This window comes from Mycobacterium sp. (assembly GCF_025933915.1).
Taxonomy (GTDB): domain Bacteria; phylum Actinomycetota; class Actinomycetes; order Mycobacteriales; family Mycobacteriaceae; genus Mycobacterium.
Genome location: NZ_JAICZA010000016.1, coordinates 1 through 20,383, shown reverse-complemented (window position 1 = coordinate 20,383; position 20,383 = coordinate 1). Strand labels below are relative to the sequence as shown.

General features: G+C 65.4%; 16 protein-coding genes and 2 tRNA genes. 9 read left to right on the top strand and 9 right to left on the bottom strand.

Annotation, left to right across the window (positions count from 1 at the left end; all coding sequences use genetic code 11):
• Positions 1 to 220: 220 nt before the first annotated feature.
• From gyrB to Q0W90_RS04280, 5 genes are all read left to right on the top strand, one after another.
• Positions 221 to 2,254, top strand: a complete 2,034-nt coding sequence (gene gyrB / locus Q0W90_RS04300; RefSeq protein WP_297595530.1) for a DNA topoisomerase (ATP-hydrolyzing) subunit B — start codon at positions 221 to 223, stop codon at positions 2,252 to 2,254.
• A gap of 37 nt (positions 2,255 to 2,291) precedes the next feature.
• Entirely contained in the window at positions 2,292 to 6,071 is a 3,780-nt protein-coding gene (gyrA, locus tag Q0W90_RS04295; RefSeq protein WP_297773288.1) for an intein-containing DNA gyrase subunit A, read from the top strand.
• A gap of 144 nt (positions 6,072 to 6,215) precedes the next feature.
• The gene (locus tag Q0W90_RS04290; protein WP_297595800.1) at positions 6,216 to 7,100 is read left to right on the top strand and encodes a DUF3566 domain-containing protein; all 885 of its coding nucleotides are present in this window, start codon (positions 6,216 to 6,218) and stop codon (positions 7,098 to 7,100) included.
• A 70-nt stretch (positions 7,101 to 7,170) separates the two neighbouring features.
• Positions 7,171 to 7,244 (top strand) — tRNA-Ile (locus Q0W90_RS04285).
• Between the two features lie 148 nt (positions 7,245 to 7,392).
• Positions 7,393 to 7,465: transfer RNA gene (locus Q0W90_RS04280), tRNA-Ala, on the top strand.
• Between the two features lie 24 nt (positions 7,466 to 7,489).
• Here Q0W90_RS04280 and Q0W90_RS04275 read toward each other — a convergent pair.
• Positions 7,490 to 8,044 (bottom strand): TetR/AcrR family transcriptional regulator, encoded by a 555-nt coding sequence (locus Q0W90_RS04275; protein ID WP_297698744.1) that lies wholly within the window; start codon positions 8,042 to 8,044, stop codon positions 7,490 to 7,492.
• Positions 8,045 to 8,239: 195 nt separating this feature from the next.
• Between Q0W90_RS04275 and Q0W90_RS04270 the strand changes: the two genes are divergently transcribed.
• Positions 8,240 to 9,454: a cytochrome P450 gene (locus Q0W90_RS04270; protein ID WP_297595802.1), complete on the top strand. Its 1,215-nt coding sequence runs from the start codon at positions 8,240 to 8,242 to the stop codon at positions 9,452 to 9,454.
• A gap of 2 nt (positions 9,455 to 9,456) precedes the next feature.
• Here Q0W90_RS04270 and cwsA read toward each other — a convergent pair whose 3' ends face one another.
• The gene (gene cwsA / locus Q0W90_RS04265) at positions 9,457 to 9,891 is read right to left on the bottom strand and encodes a cell wall synthesis protein CwsA (protein ID WP_297595803.1); all 435 of its coding nucleotides are present in this window, start codon (positions 9,889 to 9,891) and stop codon (positions 9,457 to 9,459) included.
• 172 nt (positions 9,892 to 10,063) lie between these two features.
• Here cwsA and Q0W90_RS04260 point away from each other — a divergent pair, with 172 nt between their 5' ends.
• Positions 10,064 to 10,612 carry a peptidylprolyl isomerase gene (locus Q0W90_RS04260; protein WP_297595804.1) on the top strand — a complete coding sequence of 183 codons (549 nt, stop codon included), beginning with the start codon at positions 10,064 to 10,066 and terminating at the stop codon, positions 10,610 to 10,612.
• A gap of 22 nt (positions 10,613 to 10,634) precedes the next feature.
• On the opposite strand, the gene Q0W90_RS04255 is transcribed toward Q0W90_RS04260, so the two are convergent.
• The gene (locus tag Q0W90_RS04255; protein WP_297773286.1) at positions 10,635 to 11,060 is read right to left on the bottom strand and encodes a PH domain-containing protein; all 426 of its coding nucleotides are present in this window, start codon (positions 11,058 to 11,060) and stop codon (positions 10,635 to 10,637) included.
• Positions 11,061 to 11,215: 155 nt separating this feature from the next.
• Positions 11,216 to 11,497: a cell division protein CrgA gene (gene crgA / locus Q0W90_RS04250; protein WP_225329889.1), complete on the bottom strand. Its 282-nt coding sequence runs from the start codon at positions 11,495 to 11,497 to the stop codon at positions 11,216 to 11,218.
• Positions 11,498 to 11,626: 129 nt separating this feature from the next.
• Here crgA and Q0W90_RS04245 point away from each other — a divergent pair, with 129 nt between their 5' ends.
• Positions 11,627 to 12,370: a DUF881 domain-containing protein gene (locus Q0W90_RS04245; RefSeq protein WP_297595806.1), complete on the top strand. Its 744-nt coding sequence runs from the start codon at positions 11,627 to 11,629 to the stop codon at positions 12,368 to 12,370.
• Positions 12,371 to 12,417: 47 nt separating this feature from the next.
• Complete coding sequence (locus tag Q0W90_RS04240) at positions 12,418 to 13,104, top strand: aminodeoxychorismate/anthranilate synthase component II (protein ID WP_297595807.1); 687 nt, start codon at positions 12,418 to 12,420, stop codon at positions 13,102 to 13,104.
• On the opposite strand, the gene pknB is transcribed toward Q0W90_RS04240, so the two are convergent.
• The 5 genes from pknB to Q0W90_RS04215 all read right to left on the bottom strand — a co-directional run.
• The gene (pknB, locus tag Q0W90_RS04235) at positions 13,082 to 14,962 is read right to left on the bottom strand and encodes a Stk1 family PASTA domain-containing Ser/Thr kinase (protein ID WP_297595808.1); all 1,881 of its coding nucleotides are present in this window, start codon (positions 14,960 to 14,962) and stop codon (positions 13,082 to 13,084) included. The two genes, Q0W90_RS04240 and pknB, sit on opposite strands and share 23 nt — an antisense overlap.
• Positions 14,959 to 16,239: a serine/threonine-protein kinase gene (locus Q0W90_RS04230; protein ID WP_297595809.1), complete on the bottom strand. Its 1,281-nt coding sequence runs from the start codon at positions 16,237 to 16,239 to the stop codon at positions 14,959 to 14,961. The genes pknB and Q0W90_RS04230 overlap by 4 nt, the downstream gene beginning before the upstream one ends.
• Entirely contained in the window at positions 16,236 to 17,714 is a 1,479-nt protein-coding gene (pbpA, locus tag Q0W90_RS04225) for a D,D-transpeptidase PbpA (protein ID WP_297698741.1), read from the bottom strand. Before pbpA ends, Q0W90_RS04230 begins: the two co-directional genes overlap by 4 nt.
• Positions 17,711 to 19,120: an FtsW/RodA/SpoVE family cell cycle protein gene (locus Q0W90_RS04220; RefSeq protein WP_297773283.1), complete on the bottom strand. Its 1,410-nt coding sequence runs from the start codon at positions 19,118 to 19,120 to the stop codon at positions 17,711 to 17,713. The genes pbpA and Q0W90_RS04220 overlap by 4 nt, the downstream gene beginning before the upstream one ends.
• On the bottom strand, positions 19,117 to 20,383 hold a 1,267-nt coding region (locus tag Q0W90_RS04215; protein WP_297773279.1), incomplete at its 5' end, for a protein phosphatase 2C domain-containing protein. The genes Q0W90_RS04215 and Q0W90_RS04220, both read right to left, overlap by 4 nt.

Genomic DNA, 20,383 nt, shown 5'->3' with positions numbered 1-20,383 from the left:
GTTATCCACAGGCCGCTGAAATCGGCCAGGATCACGTAGACACCCTTAATGCACGTCGGGACGCGGCAAGAATAAAGAAATCGCCCGCACGGCGCGGTTAGCTGGGTAGAAACGCCCCCAGAAAATCGGTGCGGACGGCTGATGACGTTAGACTGGCTGTATGCGACTGTCGCGGTGATTGGAACCGCCCGCATGAAACCCCAAGGAGAGCATTCCGACCGTGGCTGCCCAGAAGAAGAAGGCGCAAGACGAATACGGCGCTTCAGCGATCACCGTGCTCGAAGGCCTCGAGGCCGTCCGCAAACGCCCCGGCATGTACATCGGGTCCACCGGCGAGCGGGGTCTGCACCATCTCATCTGGGAGGTGGTCGACAACTCGGTCGACGAGGCGATGGCCGGTTATGCCAACAAAGTCGATGTGCGCATTCTCGACGACGGGAGTGTCGAGGTCGCCGACAACGGGCGCGGCATCCCGGTCGCGATGCACGCGACCGGCGCCCCCACCGTCGACGTGGTGATGACGCAACTGCACGCCGGCGGCAAGTTCGGCGGTGAGAACAGCGGTTACAACGTCAGTGGTGGTCTGCACGGCGTCGGCGTGTCAGTGGTCAACGCGCTGTCAAGGCGGCTCGAGGTGGACATCGCCCGCGACGGCCACGAGTGGTCGCAGTACTACGACCGCGCCGTGCCCGGAACCCTCAAACAGGGCGAGGCCACCAAGCGGACGGGCACCACGATCAGGTTCTGGGCCGACTCCGACATCTTCGAGACCACGGACTACGACTTCGAGACGGTCGCGCGCCGGTTGCAGGAAATGGCCTTCCTCAACAAGGGATTGACCATCAACCTGACCGACGAGCGGGTGACCAAGGAGGAGGTCGTCGACGACGTCGTCAGTGACACCGCCGAGGCGCCCAAGTCCGCCGAAGAAAAGGAGGCCGAGTCGAAGACCTCACACAAGGTCAAGCACCGGACGTTTCACTACCCGGGCGGGCTGGTCGATTTCGTCAAGCACATCAACCGGACCAAGAGCCCAATTCAGCAAAGCATCATCGATTTCGAAGGCAAGGGCACCGGCCACGAGGTCGAGATCGCGATGCAGTGGAACGGCGGATATTCGGAGTCGGTGCACACGTTCGCCAATACGATCAACACCCACGAGGGCGGTACCCACGAGGAAGGCTTCCGCAGTGCGCTGACGTCGGTGGTGAACAAGTACGCCAAAGACAAGAAGCTGCTGAAAGACAAAGACGCCAATCTGACCGGCGATGACATTCGGGAGGGCCTGGCCGCGGTGATCTCGGTCAAGGTCAGCGAACCGCAGTTCGAGGGCCAGACCAAGACCAAACTGGGCAACACCGAAGTCAAGTCGTTTGTGCAGAAGGTCTGCAACGAGCAACTGACGCACTGGTTCGAGGCCAACCCCGCGGATGCCAAAGTTGTTGTGAATAAAGCGGTGTCTTCGGCACAAGCGCGTATCGCCGCACGCAAGGCGCGAGAGTTGGTGCGCCGCAAGAGCGCCACCGATATCGGCGGCCTGCCCGGCAAGCTGGCCGACTGCCGGTCCACCGATCCGCGGAAGTCGGAACTGTATGTGGTTGAGGGTGATTCGGCTGGTGGCTCGGCAAAGAGTGGCCGCGACTCGATGTTTCAGGCGATCCTTCCGCTGCGAGGCAAGATCATCAACGTCGAGAAGGCACGTATCGATCGCGTTCTGAAAAACACCGAAGTCCAGGCGATCATCACGGCGCTGGGCACCGGCATCCACGACGAATTCGACATCGCCAAACTGCGCTATCACAAGATCGTGTTGATGGCCGACGCCGACGTCGACGGCCAGCACATCTCGACACTGCTGTTGACGTTGTTGTTCCGCTTCATGCGGCCACTCATCGAACACGGGCACGTGTTCTTGGCGCAGCCACCGCTGTACAAGTTGAAGTGGCAGCGCACCGACCCGGAGTTCGCCTACTCCGACCGCGAGCGTGACGGCCTGCTGGAGGCGGGGCAGAAGGCCGGCAAGAAGATCAACAAGGAAGACGGCATCCAGCGCTACAAGGGTCTGGGTGAGATGGACGCCAAGGAGCTGTGGGAAACCACGATGGACCCAACGGTGCGGGTGCTTCGCCAGATCACCCTCGACGACGCCGCGGCTGCCGACGAACTCTTCTCCATCCTGATGGGCGAGGACGTTGAGGCCCGCCGCAGCTTCATCACCCGCAATGCCAAAGACGTCCGCTTCCTTGACGTTTAGACGTCAAGATGGCCAGTTCTAGCGATCAGAGGAACAGATGACTGACACCACGCTGCCACCGGGCGACGAAGCCGGCGACCGGGTCGAACCGGTCGACATCCAGCAGGAGATGCAGCGCAGCTACATCGACTACGCGATGAGCGTGATCGTCGGGCGCGCCCTTCCGGAGGTGCGCGATGGCCTCAAGCCGGTGCACCGCCGGGTGCTGTACGCGATGTTCGACTCCGGCTTCCGGCCCGACCGCGGCCACGCGAAGTCGGCGCGTTCGGTCGCCGAGACGATGGGCAACTATCACCCGCACGGCGACTCATCGATCTACGACACCCTGGTGCGGATGGCCCAGCCGTGGTCGCTGCGCTACCCGCTGGTCGATGGTCAGGGCAACTTCGGTTCGCCGGGTAATGATCCGCCGGCCGCGATGAGGTACTGCCTCACCGGGGATGCCTTGGTGCGGTTGCCGTTCGGACAATCCGTGCGGATCGGCGATGTCGTTCCGGGTGCAACGCCGGATACGGACAACGAGGTCGAGTTGAAAGTTCTCGATCGGCACGGGGACCCCGTCGTCGCCGATCACCTGTTTCATTCGGGCGACCACCAGACCTACACCGTGCGCACCGCAGAAGGTTACGAAGTCACTGGCACAGCGAACCATCCGCTGTTGTGTCTCGTCGATGTCGGCGGTGTGCCGACGCTGTTGTGGAAGCTCATCGAAGAGATCCGACCCGACGACCATGTTGTCTTGCAGCGAACCCCGCCGGTGGAGTTCGGGCCTGCGGAGTGGCATGACGTGATGGAAGCGCTGTTGCTGGGCGCTTTCATCAGCGAAGGTTTTGTATCTGCGAAGCGCGCCGGATTCAATAACCTCGACCGCGACTATTTCGATATGGTCGTCGGCGCGTACGACGCGGTTGTTGGCGGCCGTCGTTATGTATCTTCCCGGTCAATCGCCTCAGGGTCCACGCTGCATGAACTGGACATCCATAACCTCAGCGAGCTCAGGAACACACGACTCGGCGGCCTGTGCGGTCAGCGATCGGCGGACAAGCTGGTACCGGAATGGCTCTGGCACTCCCCCGCCGCGGTCAAGCGCGTATTCCTGCAAGCGCTGTTCGAGGGCGACGGCTCCTGCTCTGCCTTGCCACGCAACACAATTCAGATCTCCTACAATACAATTAGCGAGCGACTGGCCAAAGACGTGCAGCAAATGCTGCTGGAGTTCGGTATTGTCTGCCGCCGCTACCGCCGCGCCGTCGGCGAGTACAAGGTCGTCATCACCAACCGCGCGCAAGCCGAACTGTTCGCAAGCCGGGTCGGCTTCGGGGGCGTCAAGCAGGGGAAGCTGGTCGACATCCTGTCGACCATGCCGCCGTGCGCTGGCATGGATGGCGATCACGTTCCAGGGCTGGGGCGGTTTATTCGCAACCATTGCGGCAGCCGTTGGGTCGACAAGGACTGGCTCAATCGCCATAACGTCGACCGCATCGAGCGCTGGCGTACTCGCGGCGCGGAGATCCTCTCGCACATCGCCGATCCCGATGTTCGGGCTATCGCAACGGACCTCACCGACGGACGCTTCTATTACGCCAAGGTCGCCGGTGTCGGCGACGCCGGCGTCCAACCGGTCTACAGCCTGCGGGTCGACACCGACGACCACGCCTTCCTCACCAATGGCTTCGTCAGCCACAACACAGAGGCGCGGCTGACGCCCCTGGCGATGGAGATGCTACGCGAAATCGACGAGGAGACAGTCGATTTCATCCCAAACTATGACGGGCGGGTGCAAGAGCCGACGGTTCTTCCCAGCCGGTTCCCCAACCTGCTGGCCAACGGCTCGGGCGGTATCGCGGTCGGCATGGCCACCAATATGCCGCCGCACAACCTGCGCGAGCTGGCTGAGGCGGTGTTCTGGTGCCTGGAGAATCACGACGCCGATGAAGAGGCCACGCTGGCCGCGGTCTGCGAGCGGGTCAAGGGACCGGACTTCCCCACCTATGGCCTGATCGTCGGATCGCAAGGCATCCACGACGCCTACACCACCGGCCGCGGCTCGATCCGGATGCGCGGTGTCGTGGAGATCGAAGAAGACTCGCGGGGCCGCACCCTGCTGGTCATCACCGAGCTGCCCTATCAGGTCAACCACGACAACTTCATCACCTCGATCGCCGAGCAGGTTCGTGACGGCAAGCTGGCCGGCATCTCCAACATCGAGGACCAGAGCAGTGACCGGGTTGGCTTGCGCATCGCCGTGGAGATCAAGCGCGACGCGGTCGCGAAGGTGGTGCTGAACAACCTCTATAAGCACACCCAACTGCAGGCCAGCTTCGGTGCGAACATGCTCTCGATCGTCGACGGTGTCCCCCGCACGCTGCGTCTCGACCAGCTGATCCGCTACTACGTGGTGCATCAGTTGGACGTCATCGTGCGGCGTACCACCTACCGGTTGCGCAAGGCCAACGAGCGGGCCCATATCTTGCGCGGCCTGGTCAAGGCGCTCGACGCGCTCGACGAGGTCATCGCGTTGATCCGGGCGTCACAGACTGTCGACATCGCCCGGGCCGGCCTGATAGAGCTGCTGGACATCGACGACATCCAGGCCCAAGCCATCCTGGATATGCAGCTGCGCCGGCTGGCCGCGCTGGAGCGCCAGCGCATCGTCGACGATCTGGCCAAGATCGAGGCCGAGATCGCCGACCTCGAGGACATCCTGGCAAAGCCCGAGCGGCAGCGCGCCATCGTGCACGACGAACTCGCCGAACTCGTCGAGAAGTACGGCGACGACAGGCGCACGCGGATCATTCCCGCCGACGGCGATGTCGCGGACGAGGACCTGATCGCCCGCGAAGAGGTCGTCGTCACCATCACCGAGACCGGCTATGCAAAGCGGACCAAGTCCGACCTCTACCGCAGTCAGAAGCGCGGCGGTAAGGGTGTGCAGGGAGCAGGCCTCAAACAGGACGACATCGTCGCGCACTTCTTCGTGTGCTCGACCCATGACTGGATCCTGTTCTTCACCACCCAGGGCCGGGTGTACCGGGCCAAGGCCTACGACCTACCGGAGGCCTCGCGCACCGCGCGCGGTCAGCATGTCGCCAACCTGCTGGCCTTCCAACCCGAGGAACGCATCGCGCAGGTCATCCAGATCCGCGGTTACGAGGATGCGCCGTACCTGGTGCTGGCCACCAAAAACGGGCTGGTCAAAAAGTCCAAGCTGACCGACTTCGACTCCAACCGCTCGGGTGGAATCGTGGCGATCAACCTGCGAGACAACGATGAGCTCGTCGGGGCGGTGCTGTGCTCGGCCGAGGAGGACCTGCTCCTGGTCTCGGCCAACGGGCAATCCATCAGGTTCTCGGCGACCGACGAGGCGCTGCGACCGATGGGACGCGCCACGTCCGGCGTGCAGGGCATGCGGTTCAACGAGGACGATCGGCTGCTGTCGCTGAACGTGATCCAGGAAGGCACCTTCCTGCTGGTGGCCACGGCAGGTGGCTATGCCAAACGCACCGCGATCGAGGAGTACCCGGTGCAGGGCCGCGGCGGTAAGGGCGTCCTGACCGTCCAGTACGACCGTCGGCGCGGCAGGCTGGTCGGTGCGCTGATTGTCGACGACAACAGCGAGTTGTATGCGATCACCTCCGGCGGCGGCGTGATCCGCACCGCGGCGCGCCAGGTCCGTAAGGCGGGGCGGCAGACCAAGGGCGTGCGGCTGATGAACCTGGGTGAAGAAAACACGCTGCTGGCCATTGCCCGCAACGCCGAGGAAAGCGCAGACGAAGCAGCCGAGGAAACCGAGGGTGCTGCGGAGTCGGACAGCTAGTTGTACCGAGCCACTAGACTCGGCCCGATGACGATGCGGGCCGCGGCGCGGCCCGCGGAGGAATCGGGCATTTAGACTCAGCCCGACCAGACATGACGCGACTGCCACCGCTGCGCGGCCAGGTTAGAGACCTAAGGAGTCGGGGTGACTTCACCGAACGAGCCGGGCGCCCCCAAAAAGGGGGACGTCCCCAACGGGGATGGTTCGGCCGAGCGTGCCGGTGTGCGCCGCGCGGCGCCTCCCGCACCGGGTGGCCATGCCCAGGAGGCCGGGGACGGACCGCCCTGGCAGCGCGGCGGGGTCCGGCCCCCGCAGCCGCCGCCTCGCCAGAACGAGCCGCCCACCGAAAAGCGGCCATCGGGCCAGGCCAGCGGGGTTGAGGCCCGGCTGAACCGCTTCATCTCCGGCACCGCGGCGCCGGGAGCCGGCGCCACGGCGCATTCGAAAGACGCGGACGCCGCGCCGGCCCGCGGCGAGGGATCCCCCGCTGAGGCCTATGCCAGCGAATTGCCGGATCTGTCCGGCCCGGTGCCCCGCGGCCCGCACCGCAAGCCCGCACCCGAGCGGCCCTCGGAGAGCTCATCGGGAGCCGGCCGTCCGGCGACCGCGGAAAGCCGGGAGGGCCGGGAAAACCGCGACCGCGTGCAGGTCTCACGGCGAACGCGAGGCCCGGTTCGTGCCAGCATGCAGATCCGCCGGGTTGATCCGTGGAGCACGCTGAAGGTGTCGCTGCTGCTTTCGGTGGCGTTGTTCTTCGTGTGGATGATCGCGGTCGCGTTCCTCTACCTCGTGCTCGGCGGCATGGGCGTGTGGTCGAAGTTGAACAGCAACGTCGGTGACCTGCTGAACAACACCAGCGGCAGCAGCGGCGAACTGGTGTCCAGCGGCACGATTTTCGGCGGCGCCGTCCTGGTCGGCCTGGTCAACATTGTGCTGCTGACCGCGATGGCGACCATCGCCGCGTTCGTCTACAACCTGACCACCGATCTGATCGGCGGCATCGAGGTGACGCTGGCGGATCGCGACTAGCGTGGGTGCTGCGCTTTTGGGAGTCGGGCGGCTATTGCGGTAATCTCGTCGCTCGGCCGTACGCGAGTACGGGCCTATAGCTCAGGCGGTTAGAGCGCTTCGCTGATAACGAAGAGGTCGGAGGTTCGAGTCCTCCTAGGCCCACAACCATGTGCCCGTCAAGACGTTGCGTACGACTCGCGCTACCACTGGGACTGATCGTCGTATTGGCCGCGGTGGCGTGGTCACGACGTGGAGTCGAGGTCTGGCACGTGGCTGTGGATGGCTCCGGTCAACCACCCAGTCACGATGAGGGGCCTTAGCTCAGTTGGTAGAGCACCGCCTTTGCAAGGCGGGTGTCAGGGGTTCGATTCCCCTAGGCTCCACACTTCCGGCCTTTTTTGCACTGCCTAATCCCTCGAGGTACTGGACGACCCGAGGAAGCGCTCCACCAAAGCGCGTTCCGCGGCCGGGTCTTTGAGCGGCCAACTCCACAGCGACAGGAAGACGCGAATCAGCCACTGAGCGGCCAGCGGATCATCGCTGTCGGACCCCAGCATTTCGGCGGCCAAGCTAGTCACGGTGGGCGAGCTGATCACCCAGTCGCTGACCGGAGCCGCGTGGATCGACCGCATGAGCTGGGCCAGTGGATCAGACCGCAGGCGTTGTAAGGCGATGATCGTGGCGGCCACGACCCGATCCGGCCCGCGAAGGTCCTTGATGGCTTCCCGTGTGGTGTCGACGATGCGAGCCGCGTGAATACCGACGACGGCGTCGCGGATGGTCGCCTTGCCGCCGGCGTGTCGGTAGATCGTCGCGGGCGAGCAGTGAACCCGGTCGGCCAAGGCCTCGATCGTGAACCCTTCGTATCCCCGGCGAGCGATGAGGTCGGCCGCCGCGGCGTAGATCCGCTCGGCGGCTTCGCTACCGCGATCGCGGCCCACCAACCAGTCATCACGCGGCATTCATCCATGCTCCCCTACGCTGCGGGATACCGAAATACCTCTCGCAGCATGAGAAATTACAGACAGTCTCTCTCAGACGAACGTGCTGCTGGTGAGCGGTCGACGCGGCCATCCACCCTCGTCGTCGGCCGCGAGAGCTCCTCAAGTTTCCCGCGATCCATTGACCTCGCGGTGGGTTGCATCGAGCCTGAACACATGACGGTCTTGGACAGTGCGACCCGGTTCTTCGGTAGCGCGGCGATCCAAGATCCCTACCCGCTGTATGACCGGATGCGGGCCGAGGCGCCGGTGCACCGTATCGGTGACTCCGCCTTCTACGCCGTGTGTGGTTGGGACGCAGTGCAAGAGGCCGTCGATCGGGTCGAGGATTTTTCGTCGAACCTCACGGCGACCATGGTCTTTCACGAGGACGGCACTGTCACGCCGTTCGATATGGGCCAGCCGGGATCCCCGATGCACGTATTGGCCACGGCGGATGACCCCGTGCACGCGATGCACCGCAAGATTCTGTTGCCACACCTGTCGGCCAGGCGGATCCGGATCATCGAAGAGTTTGCCGCCCAGACCGCCGACGACTTGTGGGCGCAGAACCTGCGCGACGGTCAGATCGAATGGATGAGCAGCATCGCCAATCGGCTGCCGATGATGGTGGTCTGCAAGCTCCTGGGTCTCCCCGATGACGATGTCGACAACCTCATCCGGCTCGGCTACGCCACCACCACACTGCTTGACGGGATCGTGACTCCCGAGCGTCTCGAGCAAGCCGGGATGGCGGCGATGGAACTATCGGGGTATGTCATGGAGTATTTCGAAAAGTCAAGCGCCAGCGGTGAATCCGGCCTGATCGCCGACCTGGCCGCCCGCTACGCCTCGGGTGAACTAGAGCAACTGCCGGCGCTGGGGATCATGCTCACTCTCTTCAGCGCGGCCGGCGAGTCGACCGCTTCTCTGTTGGGTAGTGCGGCGTGGATCCTCACCGATCGCCCCGCGATCCAACAGGGGCTCCGCGAAAGGCCGGAATTACTAGGCGCTTTCATCGAAGAGACGTTGCGTTTCGAGGCGCCGTTTCGGGGTCATTACCGGCACGTGTGGCACGACACCACCCTCGGTGGGGTCGCGGTGCCGGCCGACTCACATTTGCTGTTGATGTGGGGAGCGGCCAACCGCGACCCGGCGCACTTTGAGGCCCCGAACGACTTCCGCCTCGACCGCGTCGCGGGCAAAAGTCACGTGAGCTTCGGCAAGGGCGTGCACTTCTGCGTGGGGGCTGCACTGGCACGTTTGGAAGCCCACATCGTGTTACGGATGCTGCTCGAGCGCACCACCTGGATCGGCGCGGCCGAGGTCGGAGATTGGCTGCCGAGCATTCTGGTGCGGCGCCGCGAACGACTGCGCCTCACCGTGCAGTGAGCTCAGGGACGCTGCTGAACATCCACACTGGGCGGCCGTGACTGTGGCTCTTGAGGTTTCGCCCGCACTGAGCGCCGGGCGATGCTGAACGCCGCGGCGCCGCCGGCGAGGACCGCCACGGCTACTCCCGCAATCACCCACGGGCGCTTGCCGCGACGCTGTGCGCGCCGCGCATCCTGCAGCGCTTGGGGCAGGCTGGTGACCACTTCCTGCGCGGCGGCCAGCTCCTGGGCGAGGGCTTCTTGGGCCGCCGCGATGTCCCGCGCCAGCCGCCCCTCCGAATACCTCCGGCGCAGCTGCGATGCGGTCGACTGCGCGGACTGAACACTGAGGCCGACCACTCCCCGAGTGACGTCCACCGGTCCCTGTGCCGAATAGGTCAGGCCTCGGGCCAGCCGCTGCCGCGGAGTCAGCCGGGATTCCGTCTTCGCACTCATCTGCCGCCCTTCTATCCCGCTGGTAAAGCTTTCCGTGAAAACGAGGCCACGGCTAGTCCGATATCTGAACAGACTGCCAGCATAGGGACGTCGGCGGCCGCGGTGTGCCTGCGCCGGGTTTTGGGCAGCGGCCCGAATTGGGTGACACCGCGTGCGGGCACGCCCGCGGGTAGTGGCAGACTCTGGTGCCGTGACTAACAGCCCCTTTCAGACTGCTACCGCCACGCTCCACACCAACCGCGGCGACATCAAGGTCGCCTTGTTCGGGAACCACGCCCCCAAGACCGTCGCCAACTTCGTTGGCCTGGCGCAGGGCACCAAGGAGTACTCGACCCAGAACGCATCGGGAGGGTCCTCAGGCCCGTTCTACGATGGCGCGGTCTTTCACCGGGTGATCCGGGGCTTCATGATCCAGGGCGGCGACCCGACCGGGACTGGCCGCGGCGGTCCGGGGTACAAGTTCGCCGACGAATTCCACCCCGAGCTGCAATTCGACAAGCCCTACCTGCTGGCGATGGCGAACGCGGGTCCGGGGACCAACGGCTCGCAGTTCTTCATCACGGTCGACAAGACCCCGCACCTGAACCGGCGCCACACGATCTTCGGCGAAGTGACCGACCCGGAGTCACAGAAGGTGGTTGAGGCGATCGCGACGACGGGCACCGACGGCAACGACCGTCCCTCCGAGGCGGTCGTCATCGAGTCGATCACCATCTCGTAGCCATTCCGCCCGCGCGGGCCGCTCAGCGCCGCGAAGGGCCCGCGTAGCCGGCTGCCGTGAGCGCATCGAGCACCTGCACCGGGTCGACCCCGAGGTCCCAGCGGGAGAACAGCACCAGGTCGGCGTCGGCCTTTTCGATCTCCAGCAACCGCACTCTGCGTCCATAGCGGCGGAACTCCATGATGCGGATGATCTTGATGTCGGATTGCTGCAATATCTGCGTCCGGAACCAGCCGCGCAGCGCCAGCCCTTCGGGCGTGATTGCCAGCTTCGGGCGTGCGAGCCACGACATCCCCGCAAACAAGATCAGACCCACTGCGGCAACGCCGGCCAGAACTCGCCCCGGTAGGTCTGTGACTAGGGTCACAGCGGCGATAGCCATCAGAACACCCGCGACTCCACAACCAGCGATTCCCGCCGTGTGCGGCTCCCATTGTGTTTGCTGCATGCGGTCCTTAACCCCTCCCACCACGGTTGATGCAGTTATCCACAATCTCTATCAACAGTGGGGATAAATCACACGCGTGTGATTGGGTGGTAGGAAAGTTGCTGACGCGGTGACAAATCAGTCCAAAAATGAATTCATTCCGCCGGCTGCCGTGCTCAGTGCCAGCGCATCGTGAGCAACAATCCGGTGATCATGAAAGCGAACGCGATGGCATAGTTCCAGGGACCTAGCTGCGCCATCCAATTCAGGGCGGTTGGCGCCTGGGTTCCGACCGCGGCCAATTGAAATACCATCAGCCAGACGAGCCCGATCAGCATGAGACCGATGAACAGCGCGACGAACCACACGCTGGACGGTCCGACTTTGACTTTCACCGGGGTGCGGCTCACCGCGCTGACGGTGAAGTCGTTCTTCTTACGGACCTTGGACTTGGGCATGATTACCTCGCGGATTACCTCAACAACACGGTGAGCGGGACGGGGTGCAACGATAAACACGGCAGCTGCACCCATAGCTTGGCTACGAGACTAACTCACCTGGGACGGTGACCAGGAAATGGAGACTCGATGATCCAGACGCGCCGGTCGCCATGGCGCTTCGGCGTCCCGGCGGTTTGTGTGCTGGCCGGATTGCTGCTCGCCGCCACACACGGGGTATCCGGTGGCGCCGAGATCCGCGGTAGCGATGCCCCACGGTTGGTGGACCTGGTCCGTGAGACCCAGTCGTCGGTGAACCGCCTCAACGCCGAACGGGAGGAACTGGCGGGCAAGATCGACGCGGCGCACGGGCGCTCTTCGGACGCCGCGTTGGCCGCGATGCTGCGACGCTCCGCCCAGCTCGCCGGCGACGCGGATATGAACCCGGTGCACGGCCCGGGTCTGGTGGTCACCCTCGAGGACGCGCAGCGCGACGCCAACGGCCGCTTCCCGCGCGACGCGTCCCCCGACGATTTGGTGGTGCACCAGCAAGACATCCAGGCCGTGCTCAACGCGTTGTGGACCGCCGGTGCCGAGGCGATCCAGATGCAAGATCAACGGCTCATCGCCACCTCGGTTGCCCGCTGTGTGGGCAATACGCTGCTGCTCAACGGGCGCACCTACAGCCCGCCGTACACGATCACCGCGATCGGTAACTCCGCGGCGATGCAAGCCGCCCTGGCGGCCGCTCCCCTGGTGACCCTCTACAAGCAGTACGTGGTCCGGTTCGGGCTCGGCTACCGCGAAGAGGTGAAGGCCGATGTGCAGGTCGTCGGTCATTCCGAGCCCGACCGGCTGCACTTTGCGCAGCCCAACGGCCCGATCGGCTACTGAGGGCGGCTGACCAGCAGCGCGCGCGGCCTCGGCGGTAACCTGGCACGATGCGGATCCTGGTTGTCGACAACTACGACAGCTTCGTGTTCAACCTGGTGCAGTACCTCGGCCAGCTGGGTGTGGACGCCGATGTCTGGCGCAATGACGACGCCCGGCTCTCCGACGAGACCGCCGCCGTGCGGCAGTTCGACGGCGTCCTGCTCAGTCCGGGGCCGGGCACGCCGGAGCGCGCGGGCGCTTCGATCGGGATGGTTCTCGCGTGTGCCGCCGAGAAAATTCCGTTGCTCGGGGTCTGCCTCGGCCACCAGGCGATCGGCGTCGCATTCGGCGCCACCGTCGACCGCGCTCCCGAGCTGCTGCACGGTAAGACCAGCAGCGTCCATCACACCAATGTGGGTGTGTTGCAAGGACTCCCGGATCCCTTCACGGCGACCCGTTACCACTCGCTGACCATCGTGCCCGAGTCGCTGCCCTCGGTGCTCGAGGTCACCGCCTACACGGACAGCGGCGTGATCATGGCGGTGCGTCACGCCGAATTCCCGATTCACGGCGTGCAGTTCCACCCGGAGTCGATCCTGACCGAGGGCGGCCATCGCATGCTGGCGAACTGGCTCGCCGAGTGCGGGTTGGTGCGCAATGACACGCTGGTTCGTCGACTCGAGAATGACGTGCACGCCGCGGTGCGGCCGTATTTCCCGGCCGATCCGGCGGCTACTGACCGAACTTCAGCGTGATGATCCCGTCCCGGTTGACCCCGGCGCCGGCCGGCGGGTTCTGATACACCACCCGGTGGGCCTGGGAGCCACCGGCGTCGACGTCGGCGCCCTTGTCCAGGATGCCCGTCCAGCCCAGCGCACGTAGCCGTGGTTCGGCGTCCGTCCAGAACATCCCACTGAGGTCGGGCATGACGAACTGATTGCCCTTGGACACCTGGACCTCGATCACCGAGTCCACCGGCACCATCTGTCCCTTGGGCGGATTGGTCCCGATGACCTCACCGGCCGGACGCGGGCTATCCACTTGGACCTGGGTGACTTTGCTGAAGCCGTAGACCGTCATGTTCCGTTGCGCGATGTCCACGGTTTGTCCCGCGATGTCGGGAACCTGCTTGGTCTCCGGCCCGGAGCCGACGATGACGACGATGACGTTGGTGATCGCCGACGTCTGGTTGGCCGGCGGGTTGGTCCCGATCACCTTGCCCAGCAGCTCCGGTGTCGACGGCGAATTGGCCTGCTTGAACTTGGTGAATCCCGCGGCTTTGAGCTTGGCGACCGCGTCGGTGTAACTCAACGAGGAGACGTCGGGTACCTCGCGCTGTTCCGGGCCGGTGGAGACGTTGACGGTGATCTCATCGCCCGCACCGACCGAGGCGTTGGCGGCGGGGTCGGTGCCGATGACGTGATCGGGCGGGATGATCGAATCCGGCTTCTGCAGCGTGCGTGTTCTGAAACCGCGGTTTTGCAGCGCGGCAATGGCATCGGCGGATACCTGCCCCCGCACGTCGGGCACCTGAACATCACGGGCCCCGCCGCCGAAGGTGTTGAAAGCGATGACCACGACGATCGTCAGGACGGTCAGTGCGGCCACCGCGACGATCCAGCGACTGACCGAACCAACGGCGCGGTCCTCGCCGGCGGCCGCGAGAACCTGTCGAGGCAACGGATCGGTCCGTGGCGGGCCCGCGCCGCCGGCGTTGGACGACAACATCGAGCTTCGGTCCGCGTCGGTGAAAACCTTGGGCGCTTCGGGCTTCTCGCCGTTGTGCACCCGGACCAGGTCGGCGCGCATCTCCGCTGCGGTCTGATAGCGATTCTCCGGATTTTTGGCGAGCGCCTTGAGAACAACGGCGTCGAGGTCGGCGGAGATGCCTTCGTGGCGCTGCGACGGCGGGACCGGGTCTTCACGGACATGTTGGTAGGCAACCGCGACCGGCGAGTCTCCGACGAAAGGTGGTTCGCCCGTGAGGATTTCGTACAGTACGCAACCCAGCGAATACACATCGGAACGGGCGTCGACGGTCTCGCCGCGGGCCTGCTCGGGCGACAGGTACTGCGCGGTCCCGATCACCGCGGCGGTCTGGGTGACGCTGTTGCCGCTGTCGGCGATCGCGCGGGCGATACCGAAATCCATCACCTTGACCGCGTTGGTGGTGCTGATCATGATGTTGGCCGGCTTGACGTCGCGGTGGATGATGCCGGCCTGATGACTGAAGTTCAGCGCCTGGCACGCGTCGGCGATGATCTCGATGGCCCGCCGCGGCGGCAACGGGCCGTCGGTGTGCACGATGTCGCGCAGGGTGACCCCGTCGACGTACTCCATGACGATGTAGGGCAGCGGCCCGGTGGACGTCTCTGCCTCACCGGTGTCGTACACGGCGACGATGGACGGGTGATTCAACGCGGCGGCGTTTTGCGCCTCGCGCCGGAAGCGTAGGTAGAAGCTGGGATCGCGGGCCAGGTCCGCGCGCAGCACCTTGACCGCGACGTCGCGATGTAAACGGACGTCGCGGGCCAGGTGAACCTCGGACATACCGCCGAAGCCGAGGATCTCGCCCACTTCGTAACGGTCGGACAGGTGCTGGGGGGTGGTCATTGTGATGTCCCGTGTCGGGCCGGTCCGTGGCGGAATCCCGCCGTCCCTATCGTGCCGTCATCCGGCCAAGTGAGTCGCATGCCGGGGTGGTTCGCGGAACCGCTCGATGTGTTGCTCGGTGGCGGCGCCGATGCCGGTGGGGTGCCGGTGTCGGTGACCGTCGGGGGCGATTGCTGCTGGTCCCCCCGGGAATTGATGACGATGAGCACCGCGATGATGATCGCCAGCGCGCCGAGCACCCCGGCGGCCCACAGCAGCGCCCGCTGCCCCGACGAAAAGGTGCGCCGGGCCGGGGGCGGACGGTGCCCGCCGGTGGTCGGGCGGGAACGACGCGGCGCAGCGGTGCGCGGGGCCACCGCGGCCGCCCTGGTCGTCGGGCTGGACGGAATGGCCGCCGGCGATGCCCGGCCGGCAGGCGGGGTCGCGCTGGGCCGCGGCGGACGACGACCGGCGCGCACCGCTGACACGGCGTCGGCGAAGGGCCCCCCGCTGCGGTACCGCATCGCCGGGTTCTTGACCAGTGTGATCTCGATGAGTTCGCGCACGTTGGGCGGCAGCTCCGCGGGCAGCGGCGGCGGCGGTTCCTTGATGTGCTTCATCGCCACGGTCAGTGCACCGTCACCGGTAAACGGCCGCTTACCCGAGACAACCTCGTAGCCAACGACTCCCAGCGAATACACGTCGCTGGACGGGGTGGCGTCGTGACCGAGGGCCTGTTCGGGTGCGATGTATTGGGCGGTCCCCATCACCATTCCGGTCTGGGTCACCGGCGCGGCGTCGACGGCCTTGGCGATACCGAAGTCGGTGATCTTTACCTGGCCGGTGGGGGTGATCAGGATGTTGCCCGGCTTGACGTCGCGGTGGACCAAACCGGCGGCGTGCGCGACCTGCAGCGCGCGACCGGTCTGCTCGAGCATGTCCAGCGCGTGCCGCAGCGACAGCCGGCCGGTGCGTTTGAGCACCGAGTTCAGCGGCTCGCCGTTGACCAGCTCCATCACCAGATAGGCGGTTCGGCCTTCCCCGTCCAGCTGGCTCTCGCCGTAGTCGTGGACCGCCGCGATCCCGGGGTGGTTGAGCATCGCCGTGGTCCGCGCTTCAGCGCGGAAGCGCTCGATGAACTCGGGGTCCTGGGAGAACTCCTGCTTGAGCACCTTGACCGCGACGCGCCGGCCCAGGCGGCTGTCCACCGCCTCCCAGACCTGGCCCATGCCGCCGGTGGCGATCAGCCGCTGCAGGCGGTATCTGCCTGACAGCGTCACACCAACTCGCGGGCTCATGGTCCTCCCTGTAGCGCGGCCTGGATCACAGCCCGTCCGATCGGCGCGGCGAGTGCACCCCCAGTCGCGGACAGGCGGTCGGCGCCATTCTCCACCAACACCGCTACGGCGACTCTCGGGGTCGGAGCGGGCGCGAAAGCGATATACCACGCGTGCGGCGGTGTGTGCCGCGGATCGGTGCCATGCTCTGCGGTACCCGTCTTGGATGCGATCTGCACGCCGGGAATGGCCCCTTTCTGCTGTGCGACCTTCTCGGCGCCGACCATCAGCTCTGTCAGCTTAGCGGCGACCTGCGGCGACACCGCGCGCCGCTGCTCATAGGGTGCGGTGGTGCTAATGGTGGTCAGGTCCGGCCCCTTGAGGCTGTCGATCAGATAGGGCTGCATCGTCACCCCGCCGTTCGCGATGGTCGCGGCGATCTCGGCGTTCTGAAGGGGTGTCATAGCGACATCCTTCTGGCCAATGCTCGACATTCCCAGGGCCGCGGCGTCCGGGATGATCCCGATGGTCGATTCGGCGACCTGCAGCGGGATGACGCTGGGGGTGGTGTCCAGGCCGAATGAGCGCCCCATGCTGCGCAGCGCGTCGGCTCCGGTGAGGATGCCGAGCTGGACGAATGCCGTGTTGCAGGACAGGGCGAAGGCCTTCTGCAACGACACGGTCGGCTCGTTGCCACACGCCTGCCCACCGTAGTTCTCCAGAGTTGCGGAGCTATTGGGCAGCGGAATCGAGGGGGCGGCGGTCAGCTGCTCGCTGTCGGAGGCGCCGGCCTGCAGCGCGGCCGCGGTGGTGATGACCTTGAAGGTGGAGCCGGGTGGGTAGGTCTCGGCGATGGCGCGGTTGGTCATCGGGTCGTTGGGATCGTCGCGCAGCCGCTGCCAGGCCTGCGCCTGCACCTCGGGATCGTGCGACGACAGCTGATTGGGGTCATAGGACGGGGAGGACACCATTGCCAAAATCTTGCCGGTGGACGGCTCGAGGGCAACGACGGCGCCCTTGCACGGCGGGCCGCCGCAGCCCTGCTGCATCCCGTCCCAGGCGGCCTGCTGGACCCGCGGCTTGATCGTGGTGTCGACGTTGGCCCCGCGGGGGTCGCGGCCGGTGAAGAAGTCCGCCAGCCGGCGCCCGAACAGCCGCTCGTCGGAGCCGTTCAACAGCGGATCCTCGGCCCGTTCCAGACCAGTGCTGGAATAGCGCAACGAGTAAAACCCGGTGACCGGCGCGTATGCCGCGGGGTTGGGATAGACCCGCAGGAAGCGGAAGCGGTTATCGGTGGCGACGGAATAGGCCAACAGCTGTCCGCCCGCCACGATCTGACCGCGCTGGCGCGAATACTCGTCGAGCAGGACCCGCTGATTGCGCGGGTCGGAGCGCAGCGAGTCGGCGGCGAAGACCTGCGTCACCGTGGCGTTGATCAACAGCAGCACGATCAACGCCATCACGGTCACCGAGATCCGGCGCAGGGAGGCGTTCATACTTTCTCGATCACCTCGGTACCGGCCGCCGCGATTGGCGGCTCGTGACGTGCGGGGGTGCGCAAGGGACGACGGGCGCTGTGTGAGATACGCGCCAGGATGGCCAACAGCACATAGTTCGCCAGCAACGACGAGCCGCCGTAAGACATCCACGGGGTGGTCAACCCGGTCAGGGGAATGAGCTGGGTTACCCCGCCGACGACGATGAACAGCTGAAGGGCCAGCGTGGACGCCAAGCCCGCCGCCAGCAGCTTGCCGAAGCTATCCCGGGTCGCGATCGCCGTGCGCATTCCTCGCACGATGACGATGGTGTAGAGCATCAAGATGCTCGCCAGGCCCACCAACCCCAGCTCTTCGCCGAACGCCGCGATGATGAAGTCGGTCGATGCGGCCGGCACGGTGTCGGGTTGACCGTTGCCGAGCCCGGTGCCGAAGATCCCGCCGGTGGCGAAGCTGAAGAGCGACTGCACAATCTGATAGCCGCTGCCGTCGGGGTCGGAGAAAGGGTCCCACCACATCCGCACCCGGACCCGGACGTGGCTGAAAACGAAGTACGCGACAACGCTTCCCGCGGCGAACAGCACCAGGCCGATCCCCACCCAGCTGAAGCGCTGGGTGGCGAGGTAGACCACCACCAAAAATGACGTGTACAGCAATAGTGAAGTGCCAAGGTCCTTTTCGAAGGCCATCACTCCGACCGAGATCACCCAGGCCGCCAGCAGCGGTGCGAGGTCGCGGGGGCGGGGCAGGGTCAAGCCCATGAAGTGCTTGCCGACGCTGGTGAACAGGCCGCGTTTGGCGATCAGCACCGCGGAGAAGAAGATCAGGAGCAGAATTTTGGAGAATTCGGCGGGCTGAATTGAGAAGCCGGGCAAGCGAATCCAGATCTTGGCGCCGTTCTGTTCGGACAGTGATGCCGGCAACAGGGCGGGAATCACCAGGAAGATCAGACCGAAGAGTCCGCAGATGTAGCCGTAGCGCGCCAGTTGTCGATGGTCTTTCAGGAAGGTGACCACCAACGCAAAGGTCACCACACCGACCAGGGTCCACAGCATCTGCTGGGTCGCGCTGGGGTGGTGGCGGCCGCTGAGCTGGTTGGTCACCAGATCGAGCCGGTGGATCATCACCAGGCCAAGTCCGTTGAGTAATGCCACGATTGGCAACAGCAGCGGATCGGTATAGGGCGCGAAGCGCCTGATGGCCATGTGCGCTGACCCGAACACGACGAGAAACACCAGACCGTAGTTGACCGCGTTCCAGTGCAGGTCGCGGGTTTGATTGGCCTCAACTATCAGCAGCGCGGCGACGGTGATCACCGCGGCGAAGCCCAGCAGCAACAACTCGGCGTTGCGCCGGGTAGGCAGAGGAGGCTTGACCGCGACTGGCGGCTGAAGCTGTGTTGTCATGCCACCGTCCGGCAGTCGATGCCCGGTTGGAGGGGGGGCCCGGGGAGTGCGGTCACCGTTTGCGACATGGTGCTCGGACCTGCCGGTGATGAGTTCGCGGGGCCGCTGGAGGCGCTCGTGCTCGGTGGGGGGCTGATGCTGGTGGAGCTGGTGGGGGGCGATGCTGGCGGTGCGGTGGTGCTGGATTCGGGTGTTCCGCCACCGGCGGACGGCGACCCGGGCGGCGACGTGGCACGCGGTGGCGGACAGATCGGCAGCAGGTATTCGGCCAACAATTGGCGCAGCTGCGATTCGGCCTGGTCCAGGCTGCCGCCCGGCAGCCCGGTTTGGACCTGGACCTGTCCGGGGCGGCGCAGGTCTTGCAGCGTTATCAGTTGGCAATTGGAGTGGCCGCCGGATTGCCCATAGCTGACCAGCGACAGCTCGTTGCGGGCGTTGATGCAGCCCACTAGGTAGGGCCGTTGCAATGGAACACCCAGCAGCGTTCCCTGGATCCCCCGAACGATGGAGACACGGCCGCTGTATTCGGCGACGTAATAGTTGCGCTGGATGACCCACCACCCGACGGTGAGGCCCGCGAAGACCAGCAGCACCGCCAAGGCGGCGACGACGAACGTCCGTCGGCGAGACCACCGCGGCCGATGAGGTGTTTCCGGTTGCGGTGCAACACGTTTGGCGGACTCGTCGCGCGGTCTGATCGCCGATGCGCGCCCGGCCGAGGTGTTGGGCAGCGTCATTTGATCCTCGTCACCTGACACCGCGCCGGCCAGGATCGGCTGGGTCTGGCCGTAGTCGTAGTCCACGACGTCGGCGACGACCACGGTGACGTTGTCCGGACCGCCACCGCGCAGCGCCAATTCGATGAGACGGTAGGCGGCCTCGGCGACGTCGGGAATCTGCAACGCCTCGAGGATGGTCTCGTCGCTCACCGGGTCCGATAGCCCGTCGGAACAAAGCAGATAGCGATCACCGGCGCGCGCTTCTCGCATGGTCAACGTCGGCTCGACCTCGTGGCCGGTGAGCGCCCGCATGATCAACGATCGCTGTGGGTGGCTGTGGGCCTCTTCCCGGGTGATCCGGCCTTCGTCGACCAGAGTCTGAACGAACGTGTCGTCCTTGGTAATTTGGGTCAGTTCGCCGTCGCGCAGCAGGTAGCCACGCGAATCGCCGATGTGCACCAATCCAATTCGGTCGCCCGCGAACAGGATTGCGGTAAGCGTGGTGCCCATCCCCTCGAGTTCCGGCTCCGCTTCGACCTGTGCG

Coding starts and splice junctions, on each gene's coding strand:
- Q0W90_RS04240 (WP_297595807.1), top strand. CDS start 12,418: ATGCGGATCCTGGTTGTCGACAACTACGACAGCTTCGTGTTCAACCTG.
- pknB (WP_297595808.1), bottom strand. CDS start 14,962: ATGACCACCCCCCAGCACCTGTCCGACCGTTACGAAGTGGGCGAGATC.
- Q0W90_RS04255 (WP_297773286.1), bottom strand. CDS start 11,060: ATGCAGCAAACACAATGGGAGCCGCACACGGCGGGAATCGCTGGTTGT.
- Q0W90_RS04245 (WP_297595806.1), top strand. CDS start 11,627: ATGATCCAGACGCGCCGGTCGCCATGGCGCTTCGGCGTCCCGGCGGTT.
- Q0W90_RS04230 (WP_297595809.1), bottom strand. CDS start 16,239: ATGAGCCCGCGAGTTGGTGTGACGCTGTCAGGCAGATACCGCCTGCAG.
- crgA (WP_225329889.1), bottom strand. CDS start 11,497: ATGCCCAAGTCCAAGGTCCGTAAGAAGAACGACTTCACCGTCAGCGCG.
- pbpA (WP_297698741.1), bottom strand. CDS start 17,714: ATGAACGCCTCCCTGCGCCGGATCTCGGTGACCGTGATGGCGTTGATC.
- Q0W90_RS04270 (WP_297595802.1), top strand. CDS start 8,240: ATGACGGTCTTGGACAGTGCGACCCGGTTCTTCGGTAGCGCGGCGATC.
- gyrA (WP_297773288.1), top strand. CDS start 2,292: ATGACTGACACCACGCTGCCACCGGGCGACGAAGCCGGCGACCGGGTC.
- cwsA (WP_297595803.1), bottom strand. CDS start 9,891: ATGAGTGCGAAGACGGAATCCCGGCTGACTCCGCGGCAGCGGCTGGCC.
- Q0W90_RS04220 (WP_297773283.1), bottom strand. CDS start 19,120: ATGACAACACAGCTTCAGCCGCCAGTCGCGGTCAAGCCTCCTCTGCCT.
- Q0W90_RS04275 (WP_297698744.1), bottom strand. CDS start 8,044: ATGCCGCGTGATGACTGGTTGGTGGGCCGCGATCGCGGTAGCGAAGCC.